The following is a 22,656-nucleotide window of genomic DNA, read 5'->3' on the forward strand; positions in this document are numbered from 1 at the left end:
TAACCCATAAGCTTATGTACACATTTTTCCCGATAACCTCGGTTATCGGGAGAGAGCTTTCTAGTTCTTCATTGAATATATTAAATTTTCTTTATCTCAGTATGTTAAGATATTATGTAATTGTTCCCGAACTTATCGGGACCCCTTGCAAAACGACTTAAGGTGGTTATTGCGGCGGGGCTCACCTCTTCCCATCCCGAACAGAGAAGTTAAGCCCGCCTGCGCAGATGGTACTGCAATTTGTGGGAGAGTATGTCGTCGCCTTTCTTTATCCTGAATTTATTTTAGGATCTTTAAAAACCCTTATCCTTGCGGATAAGGGTTTTTTGTTTTATAAAATAATATAGTTTTGTTTGACCGCTGATAGCTATCGGGGGTCATCGCCTTCCTTTATTCGAATACTGTTATAATTTTTATCAAAGTCTCCATAAAATGAGTCTTCTTTTGTTTAAATAACTCTCGTATTTAGTGGGATTGCTCTGATTATATTGAGGAATAGTTCATTTTTAAAGGTTATATCTTGTTGTTTACTAGTGTGTTATCTCTTTAGAAGTGAAATGGAGTGCTAGTTCATAGCTGTAATTTTTCAAAATTACAAATAATGCACGAGTCAATGACATTTAGCAATTTGTTGATAGAAACACTGCCTTTTATACTGTTTGAGACTAAAATTTATGTGCTTAATGTTGTTATTATTTAGGTGAATTTATGAAGTAATGATAGATTGAAAATAAGTTTAATTTTCGCTGTATCCTAGATTGCAACTTGGCCTTTGAAATTATTTAAAAAGTTCAGCATATTGTAGACAATAGGTAATAATAATTCTTTTTAATACCAAGTATACTCTATGATCTATGTATATTTTCACTAAAGGCAGTTGGTAAGATTACCTACATTTTTAATTTACTCTATAATGTCAACCATTATTATATATATGTATTTATAAATTAAAAATTTCTATTAAATCTTCAGATAAAATCGATATATTACTCGTTGCATTGCCGAAGGTTGTACTAAATGATCGTTGTCTAATGATTCGTCAATATTAGAGATCTCTTCTACTTCCGAGTTTTTCCTGAGACTTTTTTAGACATGTAGGGCAAAATTTTTTGAAAACTCAATTTTCTTGTGCTTGGATATTGTCGTTTTGAAGTCATATTGTTGAAAATTAATGCAACTATTAGTAAGATTAAGCAACCTACTAATACGGGTGAAATCACGTACCAATATCCTAAATTTTTAATTTCTGCAGATCCTGTTACTGCAATTAACGCCGTTGCACCGCCGGGAGGATGTAGTGTTTTTGTAATTTGCATGATGACAATGGAGAGCGAAACCGCAAGTGGCGCACTAATATAAATGAGATCCGGAACAATCTTCTGAATTGTAACACCAATTATTGCCGACAAAACATGTCCTCCGATTAAATTTCGCGGTTGAGCAAGTGGACTTTCTATGACACCATATACCAAAACGCTTGAGGCACCAAAAGATCCTATCAAATAAACGATGTCTGAAATGGGCAATTGTAATGTTTGCAGATATGATATAATTCCAATTCCAATAAATGATCCAATAAATGCCCACATGTGTTCCGTGAAATCCACCAAAGTTTCTCTATAAAGGATGTACTTTGTTGTACGATAACCGCGCTTTATCTTTTGTATTGCCATTATTTTGTAGTAGGAATGATAGAATAAACGGTGTAAGGGTAAATATATTTAGAAGTATATTTTGCAATCAAACAAACGACTAAAATGGGTATGAAAAGTGTATAACTGCCAGTGGCACCACAAATTAAAAATAAGGATGTAAAAGGTGCATGAATACTAGCGCTTAAAACGGCTGCCATTCCTAAAATCATAAAATTTATTGGTATAACTTCTGCATGAAAATAAGTGTTTAGTATTGTGGCCAATAGAAATCCTAGAAATGCGCCTGCAAATAGACTTGGAGCAAAAACGCCGCCATCTCCTCCAGCAGCTAAAGTCACAGATGTTATAATTGGTTTCAAAAGTATAATCGCTAATGTGGAAAGTAGAAGTGTAAAAGAAACTGTAGCATCGGTGTGCAAAAGTGCTCTCATTGCGTGATATCCATCGCCATAAAGTTGCGGAAAGAACAAGAGTGATAAACTTAAAATTGCTGAACCAATCAAAACTTTATGATAGTCGTTATTTAATTTTGCAAAAATTGATTTCAAAAACATAACTGTTTTTGTAATGTAAACTGAATTCAGTCCTGCCAATATTCCAAGTAGGATGAAATAGGGTATTGCGTAGTAATTCCATGTAATGTTATGTATCGGAAACAATGGTGCTTCATCTAAGAGGTGCAATAGTCCCGTCGCAATCAGAATTGAAATTCCAATGGTTAAGAAAAATGCTTTTGTCTTTTTTTTCGAAATCACTTCTATAACAAAAAATATTCCTGCCAATGGACTTCCGAATAAAGCAGTAATTCCAGCTGCTACTCCAGCGCCAATCAATTCCGACTTGTATTTTCTAAAAGTATTCTCCTTTCTTTGTGCAATGGAACCTATAGTGGCAGTAGCTACAACCGTTGAAACCTCAATTCCGGTGGAACCTCCAAAAGCTACCGTAAGTAAACCATTTATAAAATGTGATGGCACTTTATAAATTGGTAGGTTTTTATTCTTGTTTTTTGTGACTTCAAAAACTTCCTTGATTCCTTTATTTGATTTTCCTTTGAATAAATAAATACGGAGAAAGTAAATAATCGATAAACCAAAGACTGGGAAAACTATTAGCAACCACGGTGAAACAATTGATTTATGAAAGAATATGGTTTCATAATACTCAGTTGTGCGTTTTAGTGTTAATGCTAAAAAAGAGGATAGAAATCCAATTAAAATTGATGCAATCACTAATTTTTGAAGAACGATGTACTTGTATTTTTTTTTGATATCAGAAAAAGGACGCATTTTAAATGTTTTTTGCAAAATTAGGAAACGAGTGGTCAAATAGTCCAAAATTTTAGCTAAAAAAAAAGGTGTACATTAATGCACACCTTTCAGTTTCTGATTCACAATTAGTAGTTGTGTTCTTTTTTGTAAGCTTGAATATCGGCGTCAATATCATTTTTACTTTTTTCAATACGATTTTTGAAATCATTCCAATTTTCTGAAGCTCCTTCTTTAAAATCATCAATATCGTCTTCTAACTTGTCATTCCTTTTCTCTAAAGCATCCACTTTTGACTGCCATTTTGCTTTATTTTCAGCAGTTTCGGCTTGCAATTTTACTTTAAATTCTGCAATTCGAGTCTCATTTTCTGCAATGACAACTTGCGTTGCTTCTTTAAATTGCTCATAATCCGATGCATTTTCGTATTTTGCTTCATTCAAATCTTGTTGTGCATCCATTTCATCCTCTTTTGCCTCAACAACATTTTCTTGTGCGTCTTCCACTTTTTCTTCATTCGACTTACAACTTGTAAATACAGCTCCCGTTAAAAATAAAGAAGCGGCTACTAATCTGATTGACTTTTTCATAGTGTTTAATTTTAGTATTATTGATAAGTCAAATTTCCAATAATTCAAACAAATTACGGTTACGATACATCACTTGTGTTTTATAAAATTTAAATCAACTAGTTAACGGTGTATACTACGTGATCTGTTTCCGAAAGACTAAAAAAGCCTAAAACATAATTGTCTATTACTGTATTGTTTACGATGTTTCCTCTAACCGTTGCTGGTGGTGATTGGAAGGGACTTCCGCCTGCACTTCCTGCAATGCTCAGTAAAACTTGCAGGTAGTTAAAATAACCTTCTGAGATTCCAGACAATGTAAAATCTACAGTGTCTCCTGATTTAATATCTTCATTACTATAAATTCCGAAAATTTGATTTCCTTGATAAAATTCATCACGACTCACACTGTAAGCCGGAATTTGGTAAGTAGAAAGTTGCGATCGAAATAAGTAGTAATCGTTTGTCAATCCATTATCTGTGTAAAATAGTTTTAATTCTATATTTTCTCCGGAAAAACCGCCGTCGTCTTTTTGCTCAATTTTATCAATGGAAGGAACTGGTTTTAATTGTTCTGTTGCGGTATAATTGATCCCGTTTTGAATCACCGTTAATGTATAAGTAGCATCTACAACAGGAATAAAATTGGTACATAAATATTCGCCCGAATAAGGAACTGTTTCTATAAAGTCAAAAATTACAGCATCTTCATTCGTTACAAAAATTGTAGCTCCAGAAACTTTCGGAATATTTTGATCAAAATAACCTGTCGTAGTTGAGAGTTTTATGATCTGGTTGGCACCATCAGTTCCTTTTTCCCACTTTAAGGCGGCGTCAATTACGAGTCGCGGTGCTGCAGTATTTAAATCAACGTCAATGACTTCTTCGCAAGATGATATTCCTAAAACAAGGATTAAAATCAGTATTATATATTTTTTGGTTTTCATTTTCTTAAAATTTAAAATTATAACTTACCGCTGGAACTACGCCAAATATGGAAAATCGTACTGCCTCATTTGCTCCATTATCATTTTGACTAAAATTTATGGAAGCAGCATTGGATCGGTTGTAAATATTGTAAACACTAAAAACCCATTCTCCTTGCCAACCTTTTTTCTTATCTGGTTTTGGCGTATAAGTTGCCGCAAGATCCAAGTGATGGTACGTCGGCAAACGTTCCTCATTTCTCAATCCGTAACTGGGAATAGTAATGTCTTGGTATTGGTATTGGCCGTTTGGAAACGTAACCGGTTGACCCGATTGCAAAGCAAAGTTAGCTCCAAAACTCCACTTTTTGTTCAAATCATATGCTGCAGTTATGGCAATATTGTGCAACTTGTCGTAAGCCGATTTATACCAATTTCCGTTATTGATTCCAATTTCTGTAGCTGTTCTTCCAGGTGTTTGCTGTTCAGAACGCGAAAGTGTGTAGGAAATCCATCCGTTAAATTTTCCCGTATTTTTTCGGAACATTACTTCTAATCCATACGCTCTTAATTTTCCGTTTAGGATGATTTGCTCTAAAGCTTCATTTGCAATCAAATCTGCTCCGTCAATATAGTCAATTCTGTTTTTTACAGTTTTATAAAACGATTCCACTTCTAATGAATAGGCATCATCGTTGAAATTCTGAAAATAACCCAACGCTACCTGATCCACAATTTGTGGTTTGATGTAACGGTCACTTGGCGTCCAAACATCCAGAGGAGTTGGTGAAGAAGTATTGGATACCAGTTGCAAATACTGTATCATCCGATTATAACTGGCTTTAACCGATTGTTTGTCGTTCAATGCATAAGCTACTGCAACTCGTGGTTCTAAATTATCAAAAGAAGCCAGCGTTTTATTACTGTCAAAAAATTCAGTTCCAATAGGTTTTCCTTTCTCGTAAATTTTCAACGTTTCATTGTAAGTTACGGCTTGGTTATTTTCGTATATATTTACAGTCGATTGTCCCAAACGGTAAAACATGCTGTAACGTAAACCGTACATCAACGAAAGTTTTTTACTAAAATCATGTTCTGCTTCAAGATAAAGTGCCGGTTCAAAGGCATATTTTTGCTCCAATTGTCTGCTATTAATTCCAGAAGAAGAATTAGTAGGGTTTATAGTTCCTGGATTGAAATCATAATAAATAGCGTTGGCTCCAAAATTTAATTTTAAATTTTCTGAAATGTAATTTTTAAAATCATATTTTATATTGTAATTCTTGATTCCAGAATCGTATTGAAACCCAACAAAGTCTAATTTCAAACCGTAATAATAATCGCTATATATTAAGGACAAATTTGAAAATAATTTATCACTGTATAAATGATTCCATCGTAAATTTAAAGTTGAATTTCCATAAATATTGGTAAAACTATCGGCAAGCTTAAACACGTCACGACCAAAATATCCGGAGAAGTACAAACTGTTGTTTTCATTTAATTTATAACTCAACTTTGCATTCAAATCATAAAAATAAGCGGCGTTATCGTTATCGGCTAATTTTAAAAATAAATGTGCATAGGAACCTCGACCACCAATTAAAAACGAGCCTTTGTCCTTTACAATTGGTCCTTCGGCTAGAAGTCGACTCGAGATTAAACCAATTCCACCGTTCATGTGAAATTCTTTTGAGTTTCCATCTTTCTGATAAATATCTAGAACAGAAGAACCTCGACCACCATACCTTGCGGGAATTCCACCCTTATACAACTTTAAATCTTTAATGGCATCGGGATTAAAAACAGAGAAAAATCCAAAAACGTGAGACGAATTAAAGATAGTAGCTTCATCCAGTAGAATCAAATTTTGATCGGCTCCACCACCTCGAACATTAAATCCCGAAGCGCCTTCGCCTGCATTTGTAACACCCGGAAGTAATAAAATGGACTTAATAACGTCAACTTCTCCTAAAACCACAGGCATCTTTTTAATTGTTGCAATGGATAATTTATTGACACTCATTTCAGCTTTACGAATATTAGTTCTGGTTTTTTCCGTAATGATCACTTCCTCAAGTAATTCTCCACTTCCTAAACTAACATTCTTTTTTACATTGGCAGTCATTGCAATTTCGCTTACAATAGTTTGATAGCCCACATAACTAAACTCAAAAGTATAAGTTCCTTCGGGAAGGGTTAACGAGTAAAATCCATATGAATTGGTGGAAGTTCCAATCTTGAGTTCAGGAACATAAATATTGACACCAATTAAAGTCTCGTTACTATTGGCATCTGAAATGGTCCCGCTTAGAGTGAATTTTTCTTGTGCGATTCCAGTAGCAATTTGAAAAAAGCAGATAATCAGAAGCAGCTTTATTTTTAAATGCATGGGTGTAAATGTTAAAATTTGAATGTTAAAAAATGCTAAATTACTCCTTTTTTATTAAAAACACTTGTTAACGTTTCTACAATTGTAAAGGTACAATTCAGTCGTATTTATCAACAGTTCAGTTCTTTTTAATTGATATCGAAAGGTTGTAATTGCATATTTGTACTATAAATAGTCACAACATGAGAACACTAATTACCTTTTTACTTTTAACACTTACACAAATTTTACTTGGGCAAACTGTAATTTCAGGGAACGTCATGGACGAGAAGAAACAACCTATTCAAGGAGCAAATGTGTTTCTAGACGGAACGTATGATGGAACTTCATCCGACGTAAACGGAAATTTTAAATTTTTGACTTCCGTCAAAGGCATTCAGGTATTGAAAATCACGTTTCTTTCTTACGAGGCTGTTGAGCATAAGCTAACCATCGAAAATTATCAAGAACAGACTTTTGTTTTACGGGAAAGCGTCAACAGTTTAGACGCTGTAATTATCAATGCTGGAATGCTTCAAGCGGGAGATAAAGCGCGAGTTTCAGTTTTAAAACCGTTGGATATTGTAACAACTGCGGGTTCGGCTGGCGATATTGTATCTGCTTTGCAAACGCTTCCTGGAACCCAAATGGTGGGCGAAAGTGGACGCTTATTTGTTCGTGGTGGTGAAAGCGATGAAACCCAAACCTTTGTAGATGGACTTAGAGTGGCTCAACCTTACGGCGCTTCTGCTAATAATGTTCCTACTCGTGGCCGATTTTCACCGTTTCTTTTTAGTGGAATTTCTTTTTCAACGGGTGGTTTTTCAGCAGAATATGGCGAAGCATTGTCAAGTGTTTTGTTGTTAAATACAATTGATGAACCCGTTCAAGAACAAACCGATATTTCATTAATGACAGTCGGTTTAGGATTGAGTACTACAAAAAAGTGGAACAAAAGTAGTTTGTCTATCAATACGGCTTACATTGATTTGGCACCTTATCAAATTGCAATTCCACAAGCTGTGGATTGGAATCGGCCGTTTCAGTCGCTATCTGGTGAAGCGGTTTATCGGTATCAATTTGAACAAGGTTTACTGAAAGTTTACACAGCTTTTGATGCTTCTCGATTTGATTTGAATCAAGAAAATCTCAATTCTCAGGTGAAAGATAGAGTAGATTTGAACAATAATAATTTATACTTTAATGCGGTTTATAAAGGGTTTTTAGTTAACAATTGGCAACTTATTGCTGGAGCGAGTTATGGTTTGGGTCAAAATAAAATCGATCTAAATCAAGATGATATAAATAATGAAGAAGATGCGTTGCATTTAAAAATGAAAGTTTTTAGCAAATTGACCAATCGCTTTAAAGTGAGTTTTGGCGCTGATTATTTCTTGACGCAGTTTGATGAAAGTTATAGTCCGTTCCAACAAAGTCGTTTGACCATTAGCTATAATTCAGAAATTGGCGCGGTATATTCGGAGGTGGACTACTTTTTTAGTAAAAAACTGGCCTTTAATTTGGGAATTCGCGCTTCTAATAATGCAATGTTGGAGGTGTCAAGTGTTAGTCCTCGTGCTTCTGTGGCTTACAAAACGGGTAAATTCAATCAGTTTTCTTTTGCATATGGCAATTTTGAACAAGCACCACGACAGGATTATCTTAAATTTTCGAATCAATTTGGCACTGAAAAAACACAACATTTTATCCTGAATTTTACTTTCGCCAAGGAAGGAACCACTTTACGTGCCGAAGTTTATTATAAAAAGTATAAGGATTTAGTCAAGTATGATACGGAAACTCCAATCTTCAGCAGTGATTATAGTAATTCAGGTTTTGGATATGCAAAAGGTTTAGATGTTTTTTGGAGAGAAGATTCCAGGATTAAAAATCTAGAATATTGGATTTCTTATTCTTTTATAGATACGCAAAGAGATTATAGAAATTATTTGCAAGAGGCAACACCGAGCTTTGTAGCGAAACACACTGCTTCGGTGGTTACTAAATATTGGATTTCGACTTTGCGGTCGCAACTGGGCGTTACTTACAATTTTAATTCAGGACGTCCTTACGAAAATCCAAATACTGAAGGATTTCTAAATGAAAAAACTAAAAGTTTTAGCAATATAAATCTCGGTTGGGCTTATTTACTTTCGCCTCAAAAGATTTTATACTTTTCGATGTCAAATGTATTGGGAACTAAAAATGTTTTTGGTTACGAATATTCCAACACTGCAAATCAACAAGGTATGTTTCCGAGTCGTGCAATCATTCCTACGGCAAGTCGCTTTGTCTTTGTAGGTTTTTTCTGGACCATTAGTGCAGATAAAAAAACCAATCAATTGGACAATTTGTGAAATTACAATTGAGTAACCAAAATCTACACTTCAGTCATTCCGTTTTTTATTTTGTTCCAAAGCGACGCATATTTGTATCAGAATTAAAGACCTTTCAATCAGCTATTCACTAAAAATCAATATCATGAAAAAATTAATTTTAACTTTAGTAGTCGTATTTGCAGTTTTTTCTGCACAATCACAAAACCAGTACGAACAAGGAATGAATAAGGCATTTGCACTTTGGAAAGAAGGAAATCCAACGGAAGCTGTTGCGTTATTTGAACGTATCGCTTCTGCAGAAAAAAATAATTGGTTGCCTAATTATTATGTTGCTTTTGTAAATATAACAACTGCTTTTCAAGTAATGAACGATAATGAACAATTGACACCTCTTTTAAATAAAGCGCAAGAAACGTTGGATATGGAACTCATTAAAGACCCAAATAATGCTGAGTTATTGGTTTTGCAAGCATTGATTTATACGGCTTGGATTTCTTCTGATCCTATGAAAAACGGCATGAAACTTTCAGGAAAGGTGATGGAATTATATTCAAAAGCAGAGAAATTAGCACCCAATAATCCAAGAGTTGTTTTTGGAAAAGCAGAATTTGAAATAGGTGGAGCCCGCTACTTTAAGCAAGATACGTCTGCAATGTGTGGACAAATTGATAAAGCTATTGCTCTTTTTAGTACTTTTAAACCGGAGTCCGTTTTTCATCCCAATTGGGGATTGGACCGAGCGTTGGAAGCGCAGAAAAAATGTGCTAAAAAATAATTCAAAATGCAGAAATTCATTCAATATACTATTAAAAGTATTGTTACTGGCTTTATTGTCAGTATTGTCATCGCTTGCGTAATTATTGGAATCGAATATATGTTTGGAAGAACTCTTCTATTCAATAATTCATTCCTTACTGAAATAGCATACTATTGCTTATATGGAATAGTTTTGACGGCCATGAACGGTGCTTTTTTTGACTATATGAACAAGCGCGTGGACTGGAAGAAGTACGCTAGATTCCGATTAATATTGGGGGTTGTAGGTAGTATTTGTGTGACGATTGTAGGTATATTTTTGATACGATTGGTTATTAATATTACTATTGAAGGAAAATCGTTCGCAGAATTTTACGTGTCTGAAAAGTATACCTATTATGTTTTTTCAATACTGATTACATTAGTTGTTTCTCTTTTTTTTCACACTATTTATTTTTACAAAAAGTCGCAAGAAAAGAAAGTTACAGAACAAAAAATAATTGCAGGTACGGCATCTGCTCAATTTGAAAGTTTAAAAAATCAGATCGATCCGCACTTTTTGTTCAACAGCTTGAATGTGCTAAACTCTTTGATTGAAGAAAATCCAGAAAACGCTCAACGATTTACCACTTCACTTTCCAAGATTTATAGGTACGTTTTGGAACAGAAAGACAAAGAATTAATTTCGGTGGCAGAAGAGTTGGCTTTTGCAAAGACGTACATGAATTTATTGAAAATGCGTTTTGAAAACAGTCTCTTTTATGAATTGCCTGAAGAAGCACCTGATGTAAATGCTAAAGTAGTACCGCTTTCCTTACAATTGTTATTGGAAAATACAGTAAAACACAATGTGGTTAGTGAACAAAAACCACTTTATATTCGGATAAAAATTATTGATGCTACTTTAGTTATTGAAAATGATTTACAGAAAAAGGAAGTTTTGGGAGATCGAGTAGGAGTAGGTTTGCAAAATATTATCAATAGGTATGCGATATTAACGCACAGAAAAGTTCAGATTGAAGAAACAAAAAATCAATTTTCGGTCAGTCTGCCTATTTTAACTAAACAAATAACAACGATGGAACATACCAAAACTATTTCAGAAGATCGTTACTTAAAAGCACAAAAGAGAGTTGAAGATTTAAAAGGCTTTTATGGTAATCTGACTTCTTATATTTTGGTAAACAGTGGCTTGCTAATTTTGAATCTACTTACAACTCCGAAACAGCTTTGGTTCTATTATCCACTTTTAGGATGGGGAATTGGAGTTGCCATTCATGCCATGTCGGTTTTTAACTACATGCCTTTTCTCAACCGCGATTGGGAAGCAAAAAAAATTCAGGAATTGATGGATAAGGAAAAAACAAACCAATGGAAATAATGTTAAATAAATCAATCTCGACTTCTGAAATCCAATTTCAGAACGCAAAGGAGAAGGTTCGCAGTATTAAATCGTTTTACATCAATCTGAGTTTGTATTGTATTCTTATTCCTGTAATTATAGGAATTAATTTGCAGTATGTTCCAGAATACCATTGGTTTTGGTTTTCTATGATTGGTTGGGGAACAGGCGTTATATTTCATGGTTTGTCGGCATTTGACGTCAATCCATTTATGCAGAACAATTGGGAAAAAGGAAGCTCGAACAATTTATGAAAGAAGAATTGGAACGCGAAAAGCTAATTAACAATACTATAAAAAATAAAAAATGGAACGATTAAAAACACCAGATGAAATTCGTTTAGACCGAATTACTAAAAAAGTTCAGAAAATTAAAGGATTTTATAAGCACCTTGCTGCATATATTATAATAAATGTAGCACTTATCGCTATTCAATTTTTTAAGCTAGATAAAGGTGAAGTTTTTTTTGAGTTTTCTACGTTTTCTACTGCATTTTTTTGGGGAATCGGACTACTTTTTCATGCATTTAATGTATTTGGAAAAAACATGTTTTTCGGAGAAGATTGGGAGGAAAAGAAGATAAATGAGCTCATGAATCAAAACCAAAATCAAAATAGAAAGTGGGAATAATTAAACGCACTAATTTCAATCTATAAAGAGAAAAATATGCAAATTATTATTATTGAAGATGAAAAACCTGCTGCTCGATTGTTGCAGCGCAAAGTGGAACAGTTGGGATATCAGGTTAGTAAAATGCTACATTCCGTAGAAGAATCCATCCTTTGGTTTTCTGCAAATGCGCATCCGGATTTAATATTTCTGGATATTCAATTGTCTGATGGTTTGTCTTTTGAAATATTTGAAAAAGTAAAAGTTCAGAGTGCAATTATCTTTACTACGGCTTACGATGAATATGCGTTACGGGCTTTTAAGTTAAACAGTATTGACTATTTGCTTAAACCCATTGACGAAGAGGAACTTAAAACTGCTGTTGATAAATTCCAATTGCAACATGCTAAAAACGAATCACTTTCCTTAAATTTTGAGCAAATTAGGAGTATGTTCGCTCCAAAGGAAAAGATCTACAAATCCAGGTTTACGGTTAAAATAGGTTTGCAACTTAAAATCATCGACATCGAAGACATCGAATGTTTCTTTAGTGAAAATAAGGGAACGTACATCCACACGTTTGATAACCGGGATTATTTAATTGACACTCCGCTTGAGGTTTTGGAAGAGGAACTAAATTGCAAAAAATGGTTTAGAATTAGCAGAAAATTTATTGTGCCAATAACATGTGTGAAGGAAATTGTGGTGTACAGCAATTCGCGTCTCAAAATTATTTTACCAACCTATAAAGTAGAGGAAGTTATTGTGAGTCGCGAGAAAGTGAGTGACTTTAAAAACTGGATGGCATAAAAAAATCGATAACTGGGTGGTTATCGATTTTTAATTTGTGTTAGATTTGAAAAGTTAATCAACTAGTGATTTCAATTCTTTTTCAGTTTTACCTAATTTTTGTTGCAATTTTCCCCACATTTCTTGTTCTTTACCTTCTTCGTACATCAAATCATCGTCTGTTAAATCAGCATACGATTGTTTCAATTTACCTTTTAACTCTTCCCAAGAACCTTTAATTTCATTTGAATTCGGCATAATATTAGTTTTTAATTATTAGTTTAATTCTTTTTCTTTAACAAAGTTACAAGGTTAGGAGGTTTATAATGTTACAGTTTTCGCATCATAGATTACATTATTTTATAGCGCATAAAAAAAGCGCCTCCTTGCGGAAGCGCTTTTCATCAAACCTTATAGTTAATTAATCTACAATTTCGAATGATTGGTTATCACCGCTAACTGCTTTTCTAACGTTGATGGCTCTATTATCAGCACCCACGATGAACGCTACAAATTCCATGTTTGCTGCGTTTGCAACATTTGCAGGTACAGGAACAGAATACGTTTTAGTGTAAGTATTATCGTATACAGATTCAGATGCAGGAATCTCATCTCCTATTATGTTAGTATAAGTAGCTCTTAAAACATGATTGTGTTCAAAATTAGTAAGAGGATTTACACCACCGTAATAAGCAGTAGAGTTGGATTGATTGTATAACAATCCATTTTCTAAAGCATAAACTACTAATTTAGCTCCAGTAAAAGTTTTACCAAATTTAGTTTTTACAGTTAAGCTTACAGTTCCACCAGAAACCATAGCCGTCATTGCTAAACCTAATTTTGGTGCAGCTCCTTCAGTAAGTGCAATAACTTGACTTACGTTATTTGGTTCAGGGTAGCCCCATTCTGTCAAGCGGTTCAAACGAGCATCTGGATATCCTTGTAATCCAATTAAACTTTCCAAAGCACTAGCAGCTGAAAAGTGATAAGGATCTGCACCACCTGATCCTCTATGAATTGCAACAGGAACGGCATAAGTTGTTTGTGCCATAACCAAGTCAATTCCTTGAGAAACTCTTGGGCAATATTGGCACCAAGTTCCTGTATAATCTTCAATCAAAACTCTTTTTGTAAAGTTAATTGATGGAGTGTACACTACCGTTATTGCAGGGGATGTAAAGTTTTCAAAAGTAGCAACAGCTTCAAAACTTCCTGGAGTATTAGAAGTAAATACAGCACCATTAACTGGAGTTCCGTTTACTTTTACAACTGCAGTTGAAGTCACATTGATTCCTGTATTCGTTTTTACAGTAAATGCAGTCTCATCTCCAGTAGACTGTGCCAATGAATTTGCCGTTAAAATAATAGATGTTGGCGGCTCATCAATGAAGGTTACACTAACAGTTGCACTTTTTCCACTGTATTTTGCTTCAACTACAAATTGTCCAACAGCAGTGCTGGCAAATGTTGCGTTGGAAATAACGTTATTTCCAGCAGAAATAGTAGAAGTTGCAGTTACATCGGTACCTGCATCTGTAGTTACTACAAATGTAATTGGCTGACCTACAATTTGTGTAGCAGTGCTTGCCGTAATCGTAATTGAGGAAATGTTTGATCCTCCATCTCCATCGCTGTCAGATGAGGAACAGGAGTAAAGCCCCATGAATAATACACTAAGAAATAAAAATTTTAAAATTCTCATAATGATTTGGTAAAGTTTTGGTTAGTAATGTGGTTTTATTTATTGAATACAATATTAGGGGATTTTTCTTCAAAATCGCAAAATAATCGAATTATTTTTGTTTTATTTGCAACACTAAACAACTAAATTATGAAAAAAATAGCATTACTACTTCTATTTGTATCCACTGCCGCCTTGGCACAAAAGGAACTTCCCAACCTCAATTTAAAGTCGCTAGACAATAAATCGGTGAATATTAAATCAGATTTTAACGAGAAAGATAAAGTGTACGTGTACGTATTTTGGGCCACCTGGTGTGCACCTTGCATTCAAGAGTTGGACGCAATTAACGACGTATATCCAGATTGGCAAGAAGAATTAAATATGGAAGTTATTGCAGTCTCTATTGATGATGCAAGAACAGGAAAGCGTGTAAAACCATTAGTAAACGGTAGATCTTGGGAATACAATGTTTTACTAGATACCAATCAGGATCTAAAAAGAAGTTTATCCATTGCAAATCCACCCTACACGATTGTTGTAAAAAATGGAGCAATTGTTTTTGAACAAGCAGGTCATGCACCAGGAAGCGAACACGACTTTTTTAAAAAATTAAAATCTTTATAAGCTATTCATGAAGAAAAAATTAGCATTAGGTATATTACTTTTATCAGCAATAACGGTAGTAGCCCAGCAAGAAAACGATTCAATACGTAAAACAAAATTTAAATTCAACGGAGGTTTAGAATCTAACGCCCAATGGTATTTAAATGATGTAGAACGCAAAATTGACCAACCAGAAAGTCCACTTCGGTCCAACAACTATTTATTTTTAAAAGCCAATTATGGAAATTTCACCGTTGGAACTCAGGTAGAATCGTACTATAAAGAGGCACTTTTAAATTACAATCCCGCATTTGAGGGCACTGATTTTTCGCTATATTGGGCAAATTACCGCTCTAAAATATTAGATATTACCGCTGGATATTTCTACGAGCAGTTTGGAAGCGGAATGCTTCTTCGTGCTTGGGAAGATCGCGCACTGGGAATAAACACGGCACTTCGCGGAGGTCGAATTAATTTTAAACCCACTGATGGCGTATCTATTACAGCACTTTACGGCAGACAAAAATCAGGTTTTCACGTTTCTGATGCAGATGTTTTTGGTGCCAATGCCGACTTAGATCTTGCTACGCTTTTTAAGCAAGATAGTTTTGGATTAACAGCAGGTTTCAGTTATATATTGAAAAATGCAGAAATTGACGAATCAGTTGTAGATCCTAAATTTGATAAGGAAACACCCGCTTATTCGGGTAGAGTCGGATTTTCAAAAGGAGGATTTTACGCTGCAACTGAGTACAATTATAAAGGTGAAGAGCCCATTTATCAACCAACTACAGGACTAGATTACGATTTTATAAAACCAGGAAATGCGCTTCTTGTTAACTTGGGTTATTCGCAAAAAGGATTGGGAATTGATGCTACATTAAGACGTATGGAAAACATGTCTTTTTTAAGTGATAGAGAACCATTTGTATATCAAAGTAATGGCGATCAATTGGCTACAAACAGTTTGGATTATAACGATAGAGTGTTGAGTTTTACGCCTGCTTTGACCAAACAGCATCATTCTAACTTGGCAAATATTTACGTTTATCAAGCTCAAAACAGAGTGAACATTGATGTAACAACCAATATTAATAAAACAGGAGAAATCGGAGGTCAGTTTGATGTTTTTTACAATTTTAAAAAGGGAAGTCCTTTAGGTGGAAAATATGGAACTAAAGTAGCACTTAACGTTTCTAATTGGTTCAACCTTGACGCTGATTTTGAGTTCGAAGATGAAAATGGCGCTTATAAACCCGATTATGATGCGAAATTTTTAGGTGGTGGTGAGAAATATTTTTCAGATTATAACATCGAAGTTTCAAAGAAATTTTCTAAAAATTTTAGAGGAAACTTTATGTTTATCAATCAATATTACAATGACAGGTTGATCAAGGGTAGCTTTATAGAAAATGTTGTTAAAACCAATATTCTCTTTGCTGAAGGAATTTATACGTTCTCAGGTTCTCGATCACTTACAGTTGGTGCAGAACATATGTGGGCGGATAACGACAGAAAAAATTGGGCTTCACTTTTAGTAGAATACAATCATAACATGAACTGGTCTGTATTTGTTATGGACATGTACAACTACGGTTTTGAAGAAGAAGGAAATCTTATTGATGACGCGTATGACTTGTTTAAAATTCATTTTTATAATGCGGGAATAACCTACAGAAAAAACAGCTCTCGATTCTCTCTTGGATATGGACGTCAAAGAGGTGGCTTAGTTTGTGCAGGAGGCGTTTGCCGCTTTGTACCGCCAAGTACGGGATTGTCTTTTACCATTTCTACATCGTTTTAAAGCAATTCGAATTATAAAAAAAAAAGCAGTTAACTTTAAAGGTTAACTGCTTTTTTTTTTAGACTGTAAAATTTACTTGCTCAGTCGATGCAATGTAAAAGTCATTGAAGCTAATAGTAAAAAAGCCATTATTTGGTGTACTAATCCCAACCATAATGGAACTTGGAGCAGCAATGTAAAGACACCTAATGTAAACTGTATGAAAACGAAAAGCAGTAAAATATTTAAGCCTCTTTTTTGACTTGTAACTAATACAAATTTCCGGGATTTATAATATAAAAATAAGATGAGTCCTACTACAATATAGGCTACATTTCGATGCACAAATTGGACGCCACTTTTTCCTTCCACCAAATTTAAAAACAGAGTTGGCTGCTCAATTAAAACCGTTTCATGCATATATTGTTCTTCGCTCATCAATGGCCAATGGTTGTGAATCAAACCCGCATTTAAACCTGCCACAAACCCGCCATAAATAATTTGAAAAATCAAAAAAACTAACGCCACTCGAGCTGTATTTCTCAAAGGAATAAAAACCGTTTGTCGATTTGGATACATTAAATCAAGTGCGACCCACAATGTATACGCAAAGGTAATGAAGGCAAAGGTCAAGTGTAAAGCCAATCTAAAATGACTTACATCCGGATTGTCAATTAGTCCGCTTTTTACCATAAACCAACCCAAGAATCCTTGGAAGCCGCCCATAAATAACAGAACGACGCACTTTTTTATGGTAGACGCATCTAGTCTTTTCTTGATCAAAAAGTATACAAAAGGGACGATGAAAACCAATCCAATAATTCTACCTATAAAGCGGTGAAACCATTCCCAAAAATAAATAAATTCGTAATCGGCAAGTGTAAAATCATTGTGGATGTTGATTTTTTGGTACTCGGGAAATTTCTTGTATTCGTCAAAAGCTTGTTGCCATTTTTCTGCTGTAAGTGGTGGAAATGTATCCGTGACTAAATGCCAATCGGTCATTGAAAGTCCCGAATTGGTGAGTCGGGTAATACCTCCAACTACAACCATTATAAACAATAAAACACAACCGGAGAGGAGCCAAATAATGACTGATTTATCTTTTTTCATTTCTATGTAATTGGAAAGTTGGTTCAGATTTTTCCCTTACCACACCTTCTGTAAATCTCAATTAAATGCAAAATTACTGCTTTTCTAAAACGGGTTGAACGAAACATTCGTTAATCTTTCTTTAAACCCATTTTTAAAGCTTTTTTAATTACAAATTCCAGAGCAGCTTCATACTCGTTAGCAATTGTTCCTTCTAAGATCGCTTCTTTTACCGCTTCTTTTAAAGTGCCAATTTCCCGACCGGGCTGCAAATTAAACAGTTCCATAATTTGTTCACCGGAAATAGGAGGTTGAAAATTCCGAACTTTATCGCGTTCTTCCACTTCCACAATTTTCTTCCGAACGATATTAAAATTGTTGTGGTACTTTTTAAATTTAGAAGGATTTTTGGTTGTTATATCTGCTTCGCATAAAACCATCAAATCATCCACTTCTTCACCAGCATCAAAAACCAAACGTCGTACGGCAGAATCAGTTACTTCGTCTTGCGACAAAACAATAGGTCGCGAACTCATGATGACCATTTTTTGTACAAATTTCATCTTTTGGTTCAAAGGCATGTGCAATCGTTCAAATATTTTTTTGACCATTTTTCCGCCCAGAAATTCGTGTCCGTGAAATGTCCAACCTTGTCTTTTATTAAATTTTTTGGTAGGTGCTTTTCCAATATCATGCAATAACGCTGCCCAACGAAGCCAGACATCATCTGTGTTGGGACAAATGTTATCTACAACTTCCAACGTGTGGTAAAAATTATTTTTATGGGTATGTCCCTCTATTTCCTCCACTTGATTTAAGGCAGTCAATTCGGGTAAAATAGCGTCAAGTAATCCTGATTTGTACAATAATAGAAAACCTGTGGAAGGTTGGTCTGTCATTAAAATTTTATTCAATTCCTCTACAATACGTTCGCCAGAAATAATCGAAATTCGATCTTTGTTTTTTGTAATGGAATCAAAGGATGTCGACTCAATTTCAAAGTTCAATTGAGCTGCAAATCGAATACCTCGCATCATGCGTAACGGATCATCAGAATAAGTAATGTCTGGGTCAAGAGGCGTTTTAATAATTCTCTTTTCCAAATCGTTCAAGCCGTTGAAAGGATCTACTAATGTTCCAAAACTTTCTTTGTTTAATGACAAAGCCAGCGCATTTATCGTAAAATCTCTTCTGTTTTGATCGTCTTCCAAAGTGCCATTTTCTACCAGAGGTTTTCTGCTGTCAAAATTATAAGACTCTTTTCGGGCGCCAACAAATTCAATATCAGTATCTTCAAATCGAAGCATTGCTGTTCCATAATTCTTAAAAACTTGGACTTTTGGTTTTCGGGGCAACAATTCAGAAACTTTTAACGCCAGTTCAATGCCGCTTCCTACAGCTACAATATCGATGTCTTTTTTAGCACTGCGGTTTAAAAGTAAGTCACGTACAAAACCACCAATTACATAGCTGTCCACTTCAAGTTCTTCAGAGGCTTTTGTAATAATTTCAAATATGGGATTTTTTAATGCTTGAGAATAGTTCATTGTTTGTTTAAAGTTTAAGCAATTCCGTTATTGCTTGTTTCGCTTCTTCAGTCAGTTTGTCTTCGGATAACTTTCTTTTGAGTTCTGTTTTGGATAAATTTTTAAATTGTCTTCTAAAGAAGTTTACTTTTCTTGTGTTTACGTTTTCTATTTCCTTTTCGTTTTCATCAAAAAAATTTTCTTTTAAGTCTAAAATTTGACTCCGTCTTTTATAAAATAAGACGACTAATAAAATAAAATTTGTTATACTAATTACGCCCAAATTCAAGCCGAAAGCAAGACTGAACTTAATTAAATTAAAGGTAGCACAAAGTAAAATTACGATTAAACTTGCTAAACTAAATTCGGGATATTTTTTAGTAGTAATTGTAACTAATAATAAACTTAATATTCCAAAAATAAAAAATAAATCAAATTTATAATTAAGGTATAATGAGAGAATTACACTTGACCAAAGTATAAAAATTATCACTATTTCTATGGTAAATTTATTCATTACGCTTTCTTTTGCTATGTGTTGCAAACGTATAAATGCAAACAATTATCGTTTTCACTTAAATAGTACTATTCGTTAACTATGAAAAACATAATAATTTGTGAATTTGCGACGAAAAATTATTTCCGAATGATTTTCACCTGTGAATCGTTTGTCAATTTTATAATTGAAGATGGATTTCCAGCGCTTTTTTCGTGGTGCAAATTTACAACATAGTCCACGCCTTTTATAATTTCAGGACTGATTTCTTTAAAACATTTTGGCGTCGGTTGGCCCGAAATATTTGCTGAGGTAGAAACCAGTGGTTTTTTCATGCGTTCTAATAATTTGAAACAAAAAGGCTCTTTAACCATTCTAATTCCTAAGCTATTATCAGCTGCAATCAAGTTTGGTGCTACATTTTTTGGATTATCTAAAATTATAGTTGTGGGTTTATCCGCACATTCAACAATGTCCCACGCCACTTCTGGCACTTCTTTAAAAACGTGATGAACCATACGATCGCCACTCATAAGTACAATCATACTCTGCGTTTCTGCTCGTTTTTTCAAGGCGTATATTTTAGCTACTGCTTCCGCATTTGTCGCGTCACAACCAATTCCCCAAACCGTATCGGTAGGATAAAGTATAATTCCACCATTACTTATAACTTCAAATGCGTTGTGTACTTCTTGATTAATTTGCTCCATGCCGTGTTTTTTTGTAAAGGTATTTAAAATCAGAATAAGGAGTAATAGTAGGTGGAATAAAAATCAGTTAAATGCATAAATATTTCTTTATTAGTACAGGAAATTTATCTTTGTCAAAAAAATAAAGATGAGATTGATTCAGTTTACTGCAGCAGATGGATGGAGAGGTCATGAACAGAAGATTATTTATTTATATGAGGCTTTTCAAGAATTTGGACTTGTAGAAGACCAATGGATTATATGCAGGAATGATTCTGAAATCTTTAAAGTAGCGACAGAGAAGAAGTTGCAGGTTTTAGGTTATGACTTTAAATCAGAATATGATACGTCATTTGCAAAAAAACTAAAAAATATTTCACACAGTTTAAATGCGGATGTTTTATTTATGCACAGCAGTAAAGCGCACACGCTAGGTGTTCTTTCCTCTCTTCTTTATGGAATGAAAACTAAAATGGTTTTATGCAGAACTATGATTGAACGTGTAGATACCAACTTTTTTAGAAAATGGAAATACAATTACAAGGGAATACAAAAAATCATTTGCGTGTCTCAACCAGTAGTTGATATTTTGAAATTCGCCGTAAAAGATGCATCTAGAATGTCCATTGTGGGAAGTGTAACTGATATCCGAAAATTTGAAAATAGCAGTAAAAAAGGATATATTCATGAGAAATACGCCATTCCTCACGACTATAAAATTGTTGGAAACATTGCCGCTTTTACTCCGATGAAGGATTTGGTGACTTGGGTCAATACAGTAGAAGAACTTGTAAAAAGAAAGGTAAAAGCTAAATATGTTTTAATTGGAGAAGGTCCTTTGGAAGCAGAAATTAAAGAATTAGTTAAAGTAAAAGGTTTAGAAAATGACATCATTTTTGCAGGATTTGTAAAAAATGTTCCAGAATATTTACCTGAATTTGACGTGCTGCTATTTACCTCAATAAATGAACCTACTGGAGGAGTAATCTTAGAAAGTTATGCGTGTCATGTTCCTGTAGTGGGTACCGATGCTGGAGGAATTCCCACTGTAATTATGGACAAGGTAACAGGATTATTAGCACGTAAGCAAGATGCAGTTGATTTTGCTGACAAGGTACTTTTTATCTTAGAAAATCAAGAAGAAAGAGATAATATGGTGGCGAATGGTTACAAATTTTTACTTGAAACTGGAACTAAAGAAGTTATTGCAAGAAAAATGATGATTGAATTAGAAGCTGTTTTGTAAGAATTATTTCACTTTATAAACACCGATACTTTTCTTGATCACCTTACTCATTAAGGTAAGTTTGACGTGCATAAAGTTCCTAAAACTTTTGAATTGCCATTCTTTAAATGGAATTATTTTATTTGTAATTACAGCGTTTATAGCGTCAGAAACTATAAACGTTCTGCTTATTTCATTCCAATCCACTTTTCCATAACCATCAAATTCGTTGACTTTATTTTTCTCGTGAATAATGGACATCCACAATCTTCTGTCTGAAATTTGCTGGATGTTCGTTTCTTTTTTCCAAGCGGTATGGTCATTGGACCAAACGGTTTTAGGATTCACATTTCGTTCAATTAAACTGATAAACGGATTGAAAACGTGCTCTTTTTTGCCCAAAATAAATTGCGGCTCAATTTGCAGCGTAAATCCTTTTATGATATCAATGGCTTGATATTCTTGTTTGTTGAATGATTTTTGAATTGCATCAATATAGTCCACATGGACACAATCGTCGTTATCAATTCGGGTAGTAATTAAGTACGGTTTTGTGGCGTGTTCTGAAACATGTTCCTTTATTGACGGTTGAAAAGCACCCATTCCATCAATGAAAAATAATTTTATAAATGGATAATTGGCAGTCAGCTTTTCTAAACGAGTTTTGAATTTTGGTGTTGTAGTTTCATCTAGATACAGAAGCCAAGAAAAATTTTTATTTTTTTGTGCAATAACAGATGGAAAGCAGAAATTTTCAAACAATTCCAACCGGTCTTCCATCCATTCATCCGTAAGAAGAGAGCCCTTATTCTTGGTAAAATCCCATTGTGGATTTCTCAAATTAAAACGGGTAATTAAAAAGTGGTCAAACATT

At 34.2% G+C, this 22,656-nt stretch carries 21 protein-coding genes and 1 rRNA gene; 10 read left to right on the plus strand and 12 right to left on the minus strand.

Annotated features, from left to right (window positions below; all coding sequences use genetic code 11):
• Positions 1-158 precede the first annotated feature (158 nt).
• Positions 159-267: ribosomal RNA gene (rrf, locus tag H602_RS0109590) — 5S ribosomal RNA — on the plus strand.
• A 791-nt stretch (positions 268-1,058) separates the two neighbouring features.
• On the opposite strand, the gene H602_RS0109595 is transcribed toward rrf, so the two are convergent.
• From H602_RS0109595 to H602_RS0109615, 5 genes are all read right to left on the minus strand, one after another.
• A complete protein-coding gene (locus H602_RS0109595) occupies positions 1,059-1,673 on the minus strand; it encodes an HPP family protein (protein ID WP_026977791.1) in 615 nt (204 codons plus the stop codon).
• Complete coding sequence (locus H602_RS0109600) at positions 1,673-2,944, minus strand: chloride channel protein (RefSeq protein ID WP_026977792.1); 1,272 nt, start codon at positions 2,942-2,944, stop codon at positions 1,673-1,675. The genes H602_RS0109595 and H602_RS0109600 overlap by 1 nt, the downstream gene beginning before the upstream one ends.
• A gap of 107 nt (positions 2,945-3,051) precedes the next feature.
• A complete protein-coding gene (locus H602_RS0109605) occupies positions 3,052-3,513 on the minus strand; it encodes a hypothetical protein (RefSeq protein ID WP_026977793.1) in 462 nt (153 codons plus the stop codon).
• A 98-nt stretch (positions 3,514-3,611) separates the two neighbouring features.
• Positions 3,612-4,439, minus strand: coding sequence for a DUF4249 family protein (locus tag H602_RS0109610; protein ID WP_035759396.1), 828 nt, complete (start codon positions 4,437-4,439; stop codon positions 3,612-3,614).
• Between the two features lie 4 nt (positions 4,440-4,443).
• Positions 4,444-6,810 carry a TonB-dependent receptor gene (locus tag H602_RS0109615; RefSeq protein ID WP_035759399.1) on the minus strand — a complete coding sequence of 789 codons (2,367 nt, stop codon included), beginning with the start codon at positions 6,808-6,810 and terminating at the stop codon, positions 4,444-4,446.
• A gap of 182 nt (positions 6,811-6,992) precedes the next feature.
• On the opposite strand from H602_RS0109615, the gene H602_RS0109620 reads away from it, so the two are divergent.
• The 6 genes from H602_RS0109620 to H602_RS0109645 all read left to right on the plus strand — a co-directional run bounded on the left by H602_RS0109620 (position 6,993) and on the right by H602_RS0109645 (position 12,705).
• Positions 6,993-9,146, plus strand: coding sequence for a TonB-dependent receptor (locus H602_RS0109620; RefSeq protein ID WP_026977796.1), 2,154 nt, complete (start codon positions 6,993-6,995; stop codon positions 9,144-9,146).
• 124 nt (positions 9,147-9,270) lie between these two features.
• Positions 9,271-9,903: a hypothetical protein gene (locus tag H602_RS0109625; RefSeq protein WP_026977797.1), complete on the plus strand. Its 633-nt coding sequence runs from the start codon at positions 9,271-9,273 to the stop codon at positions 9,901-9,903.
• Positions 9,904-9,909: 6 nt separating this feature from the next.
• Positions 9,910-11,265 carry a 2TM domain-containing protein gene (locus tag H602_RS0109630; protein WP_035759402.1) on the plus strand — a complete coding sequence of 452 codons (1,356 nt, stop codon included), beginning with the start codon at positions 9,910-9,912 and terminating at the stop codon, positions 11,263-11,265.
• Positions 11,256-11,540, plus strand: a complete 285-nt coding sequence (locus H602_RS0109635) for a 2TM domain-containing protein (protein WP_026977799.1) — start codon at positions 11,256-11,258, stop codon at positions 11,538-11,540. The genes H602_RS0109630 and H602_RS0109635 overlap by 10 nt, the downstream gene beginning before the upstream one ends.
• Positions 11,541-11,592: 52 nt before the next feature.
• Positions 11,593-11,916, plus strand: a complete 324-nt coding sequence (locus tag H602_RS0109640) for a 2TM domain-containing protein (protein WP_026977800.1) — start codon at positions 11,593-11,595, stop codon at positions 11,914-11,916.
• Positions 11,917-11,952: 36 nt separating this feature from the next.
• On the plus strand, positions 11,953-12,705 hold the full coding sequence (locus tag H602_RS0109645; RefSeq protein WP_026977801.1) for a LytR/AlgR family response regulator transcription factor: 753 nt from the start codon (positions 11,953-11,955) through the stop codon (positions 12,703-12,705).
• Positions 12,706-12,759: 54 nt separating this feature from the next.
• On the opposite strand, the gene H602_RS0109650 is transcribed toward H602_RS0109645, so the two are convergent.
• Together H602_RS0109650 and H602_RS0109655 are read right to left on the minus strand one after the other, a co-directional pair.
• Positions 12,760-12,942 (minus strand): CsbD family protein, encoded by a 183-nt coding sequence (locus H602_RS0109650; protein WP_026977802.1) that lies wholly within the window; start codon positions 12,940-12,942, stop codon positions 12,760-12,762.
• A gap of 163 nt (positions 12,943-13,105) precedes the next feature.
• Complete coding sequence (locus tag H602_RS0109655) at positions 13,106-14,386, minus strand: Omp28-related outer membrane protein (RefSeq protein WP_084404236.1); 1,281 nt, start codon at positions 14,384-14,386, stop codon at positions 13,106-13,108.
• A 129-nt stretch (positions 14,387-14,515) separates the two neighbouring features.
• Between H602_RS0109655 and H602_RS0109660 the strand changes: the two genes are divergently transcribed.
• Both H602_RS0109660 and H602_RS0109665 read left to right on the plus strand, forming a co-directional pair.
• Positions 14,516-14,992 carry a TlpA family protein disulfide reductase gene (locus H602_RS0109660; RefSeq protein WP_026977804.1) on the plus strand — a complete coding sequence of 159 codons (477 nt, stop codon included), beginning with the start codon at positions 14,516-14,518 and terminating at the stop codon, positions 14,990-14,992.
• 7 nt (positions 14,993-14,999) lie between these two features.
• On the plus strand, positions 15,000-16,775 hold the full coding sequence (locus H602_RS0109665) for a DUF6029 family protein (protein ID WP_026977805.1): 1,776 nt from the start codon (positions 15,000-15,002) through the stop codon (positions 16,773-16,775).
• A gap of 72 nt (positions 16,776-16,847) precedes the next feature.
• Here the strand turns inward: H602_RS0109665 and H602_RS0109670 are convergent, their stop codons facing one another.
• The 4 genes from H602_RS0109670 to H602_RS0109685 form a co-directional block, all read right to left on the minus strand.
• The gene (locus H602_RS0109670; protein ID WP_026977806.1) at positions 16,848-17,867 is read right to left on the minus strand and encodes a COX15/CtaA family protein; all 1,020 of its coding nucleotides are present in this window, start codon (positions 17,865-17,867) and stop codon (positions 16,848-16,850) included.
• Between the two features lie 110 nt (positions 17,868-17,977).
• Entirely contained in the window at positions 17,978-19,393 is a 1,416-nt protein-coding gene (locus tag H602_RS0109675; protein ID WP_026977807.1) for a CCA tRNA nucleotidyltransferase, read from the minus strand.
• 7 nt (positions 19,394-19,400) lie between these two features.
• The gene (locus H602_RS0109680) at positions 19,401-19,889 is read right to left on the minus strand and encodes a hypothetical protein (protein WP_026977808.1); all 489 of its coding nucleotides are present in this window, start codon (positions 19,887-19,889) and stop codon (positions 19,401-19,403) included.
• A 119-nt stretch (positions 19,890-20,008) separates the two neighbouring features.
• On the minus strand, positions 20,009-20,578 hold the full coding sequence (locus H602_RS0109685; RefSeq protein WP_026977809.1) for an L-threonylcarbamoyladenylate synthase: 570 nt from the start codon (positions 20,576-20,578) through the stop codon (positions 20,009-20,011).
• Positions 20,579-20,705: 127 nt separating this feature from the next.
• Here H602_RS0109685 and H602_RS0109690 point away from each other — a divergent pair, with 127 nt between their 5' ends.
• A complete protein-coding gene (locus tag H602_RS0109690; protein WP_026977810.1) occupies positions 20,706-21,803 on the plus strand; it encodes a glycosyltransferase family 4 protein in 1,098 nt (365 codons plus the stop codon).
• Between the two features lie 3 nt (positions 21,804-21,806).
• On the opposite strand, the gene H602_RS0109695 is transcribed toward H602_RS0109690, so the two are convergent.
• Positions 21,807-22,655, minus strand: coding sequence for a glycosyltransferase (locus H602_RS0109695; RefSeq protein WP_026977811.1), 849 nt, complete (start codon positions 22,653-22,655; stop codon positions 21,807-21,809).
• Between the last annotated feature and the right edge of the window lies 1 nt (position 22,656).

It is taken from the genome of Flavobacterium tegetincola DSM 22377, assembly GCF_000425485.1.
In the GTDB taxonomy this organism is placed as follows: Bacteria; Bacteroidota; Bacteroidia; order Flavobacteriales; family Flavobacteriaceae; genus Flavobacterium; species Flavobacterium tegetincola.

Bases quoted from the DNA above. Each gene is read 5' to 3' on its own strand.
- H602_RS0109595 (WP_026977791.1), bottom strand. From the start codon at position 1,673: ATGGCAATACAAAAGATAAAGCGCGGTTATCGTACAACAAAGTACATC.
- H602_RS0109600 (WP_026977792.1), bottom strand. From the start codon at position 2,944: ATGCGTCCTTTTTCTGATATCAAAAAAAAATACAAGTACATCGTTCTT.
- H602_RS0109605 (WP_026977793.1), bottom strand. From the start codon at position 3,513: ATGAAAAAGTCAATCAGATTAGTAGCCGCTTCTTTATTTTTAACGGGA.
- H602_RS0109610 (WP_035759396.1), bottom strand. From the start codon at position 4,439: ATGAAAACCAAAAAATATATAATACTGATTTTAATCCTTGTTTTAGGA.
- H602_RS0109615 (WP_035759399.1), bottom strand. From the start codon at position 6,810: ATGCATTTAAAAATAAAGCTGCTTCTGATTATCTGCTTTTTTCAAATT.
- H602_RS0109620 (WP_026977796.1), top strand. From the start codon at position 6,993: ATGAGAACACTAATTACCTTTTTACTTTTAACACTTACACAAATTTTA.
- H602_RS0109625 (WP_026977797.1), top strand. From the start codon at position 9,271: ATGAAAAAATTAATTTTAACTTTAGTAGTCGTATTTGCAGTTTTTTCT.
- H602_RS0109630 (WP_035759402.1), top strand. From the start codon at position 9,910: ATGCAGAAATTCATTCAATATACTATTAAAAGTATTGTTACTGGCTTT.
- H602_RS0109635 (WP_026977799.1), top strand. From the start codon at position 11,256: ATGGAAATAATGTTAAATAAATCAATCTCGACTTCTGAAATCCAATTT.
- H602_RS0109640 (WP_026977800.1), top strand. From the start codon at position 11,593: ATGGAACGATTAAAAACACCAGATGAAATTCGTTTAGACCGAATTACT.
- H602_RS0109645 (WP_026977801.1), top strand. From the start codon at position 11,953: ATGCAAATTATTATTATTGAAGATGAAAAACCTGCTGCTCGATTGTTG.
- H602_RS0109650 (WP_026977802.1), bottom strand. From the start codon at position 12,942: ATGCCGAATTCAAATGAAATTAAAGGTTCTTGGGAAGAGTTAAAAGGT.
- H602_RS0109655 (WP_084404236.1), bottom strand. From the start codon at position 14,386: ATGAGAATTTTAAAATTTTTATTTCTTAGTGTATTATTCATGGGGCTT.
- H602_RS0109660 (WP_026977804.1), top strand. From the start codon at position 14,516: ATGAAAAAAATAGCATTACTACTTCTATTTGTATCCACTGCCGCCTTG.
- H602_RS0109665 (WP_026977805.1), top strand. From the start codon at position 15,000: ATGAAGAAAAAATTAGCATTAGGTATATTACTTTTATCAGCAATAACG.
- H602_RS0109670 (WP_026977806.1), bottom strand. From the start codon at position 17,867: ATGAAAAAAGATAAATCAGTCATTATTTGGCTCCTCTCCGGTTGTGTT.
- H602_RS0109675 (WP_026977807.1), bottom strand. From the start codon at position 19,393: ATGAACTATTCTCAAGCATTAAAAAATCCCATATTTGAAATTATTACA.
- H602_RS0109680 (WP_026977808.1), bottom strand. From the start codon at position 19,889: ATGAATAAATTTACCATAGAAATAGTGATAATTTTTATACTTTGGTCA.
- H602_RS0109685 (WP_026977809.1), bottom strand. From the start codon at position 20,578: ATGGAGCAAATTAATCAAGAAGTACACAACGCATTTGAAGTTATAAGT.
- H602_RS0109690 (WP_026977810.1), top strand. From the start codon at position 20,706: ATGAGATTGATTCAGTTTACTGCAGCAGATGGATGGAGAGGTCATGAA.
- H602_RS0109695 (WP_026977811.1), bottom strand. From the start codon at position 22,655: ATGTTTGACCACTTTTTAATTACCCGTTTTAATTTGAGAAATCCACAA.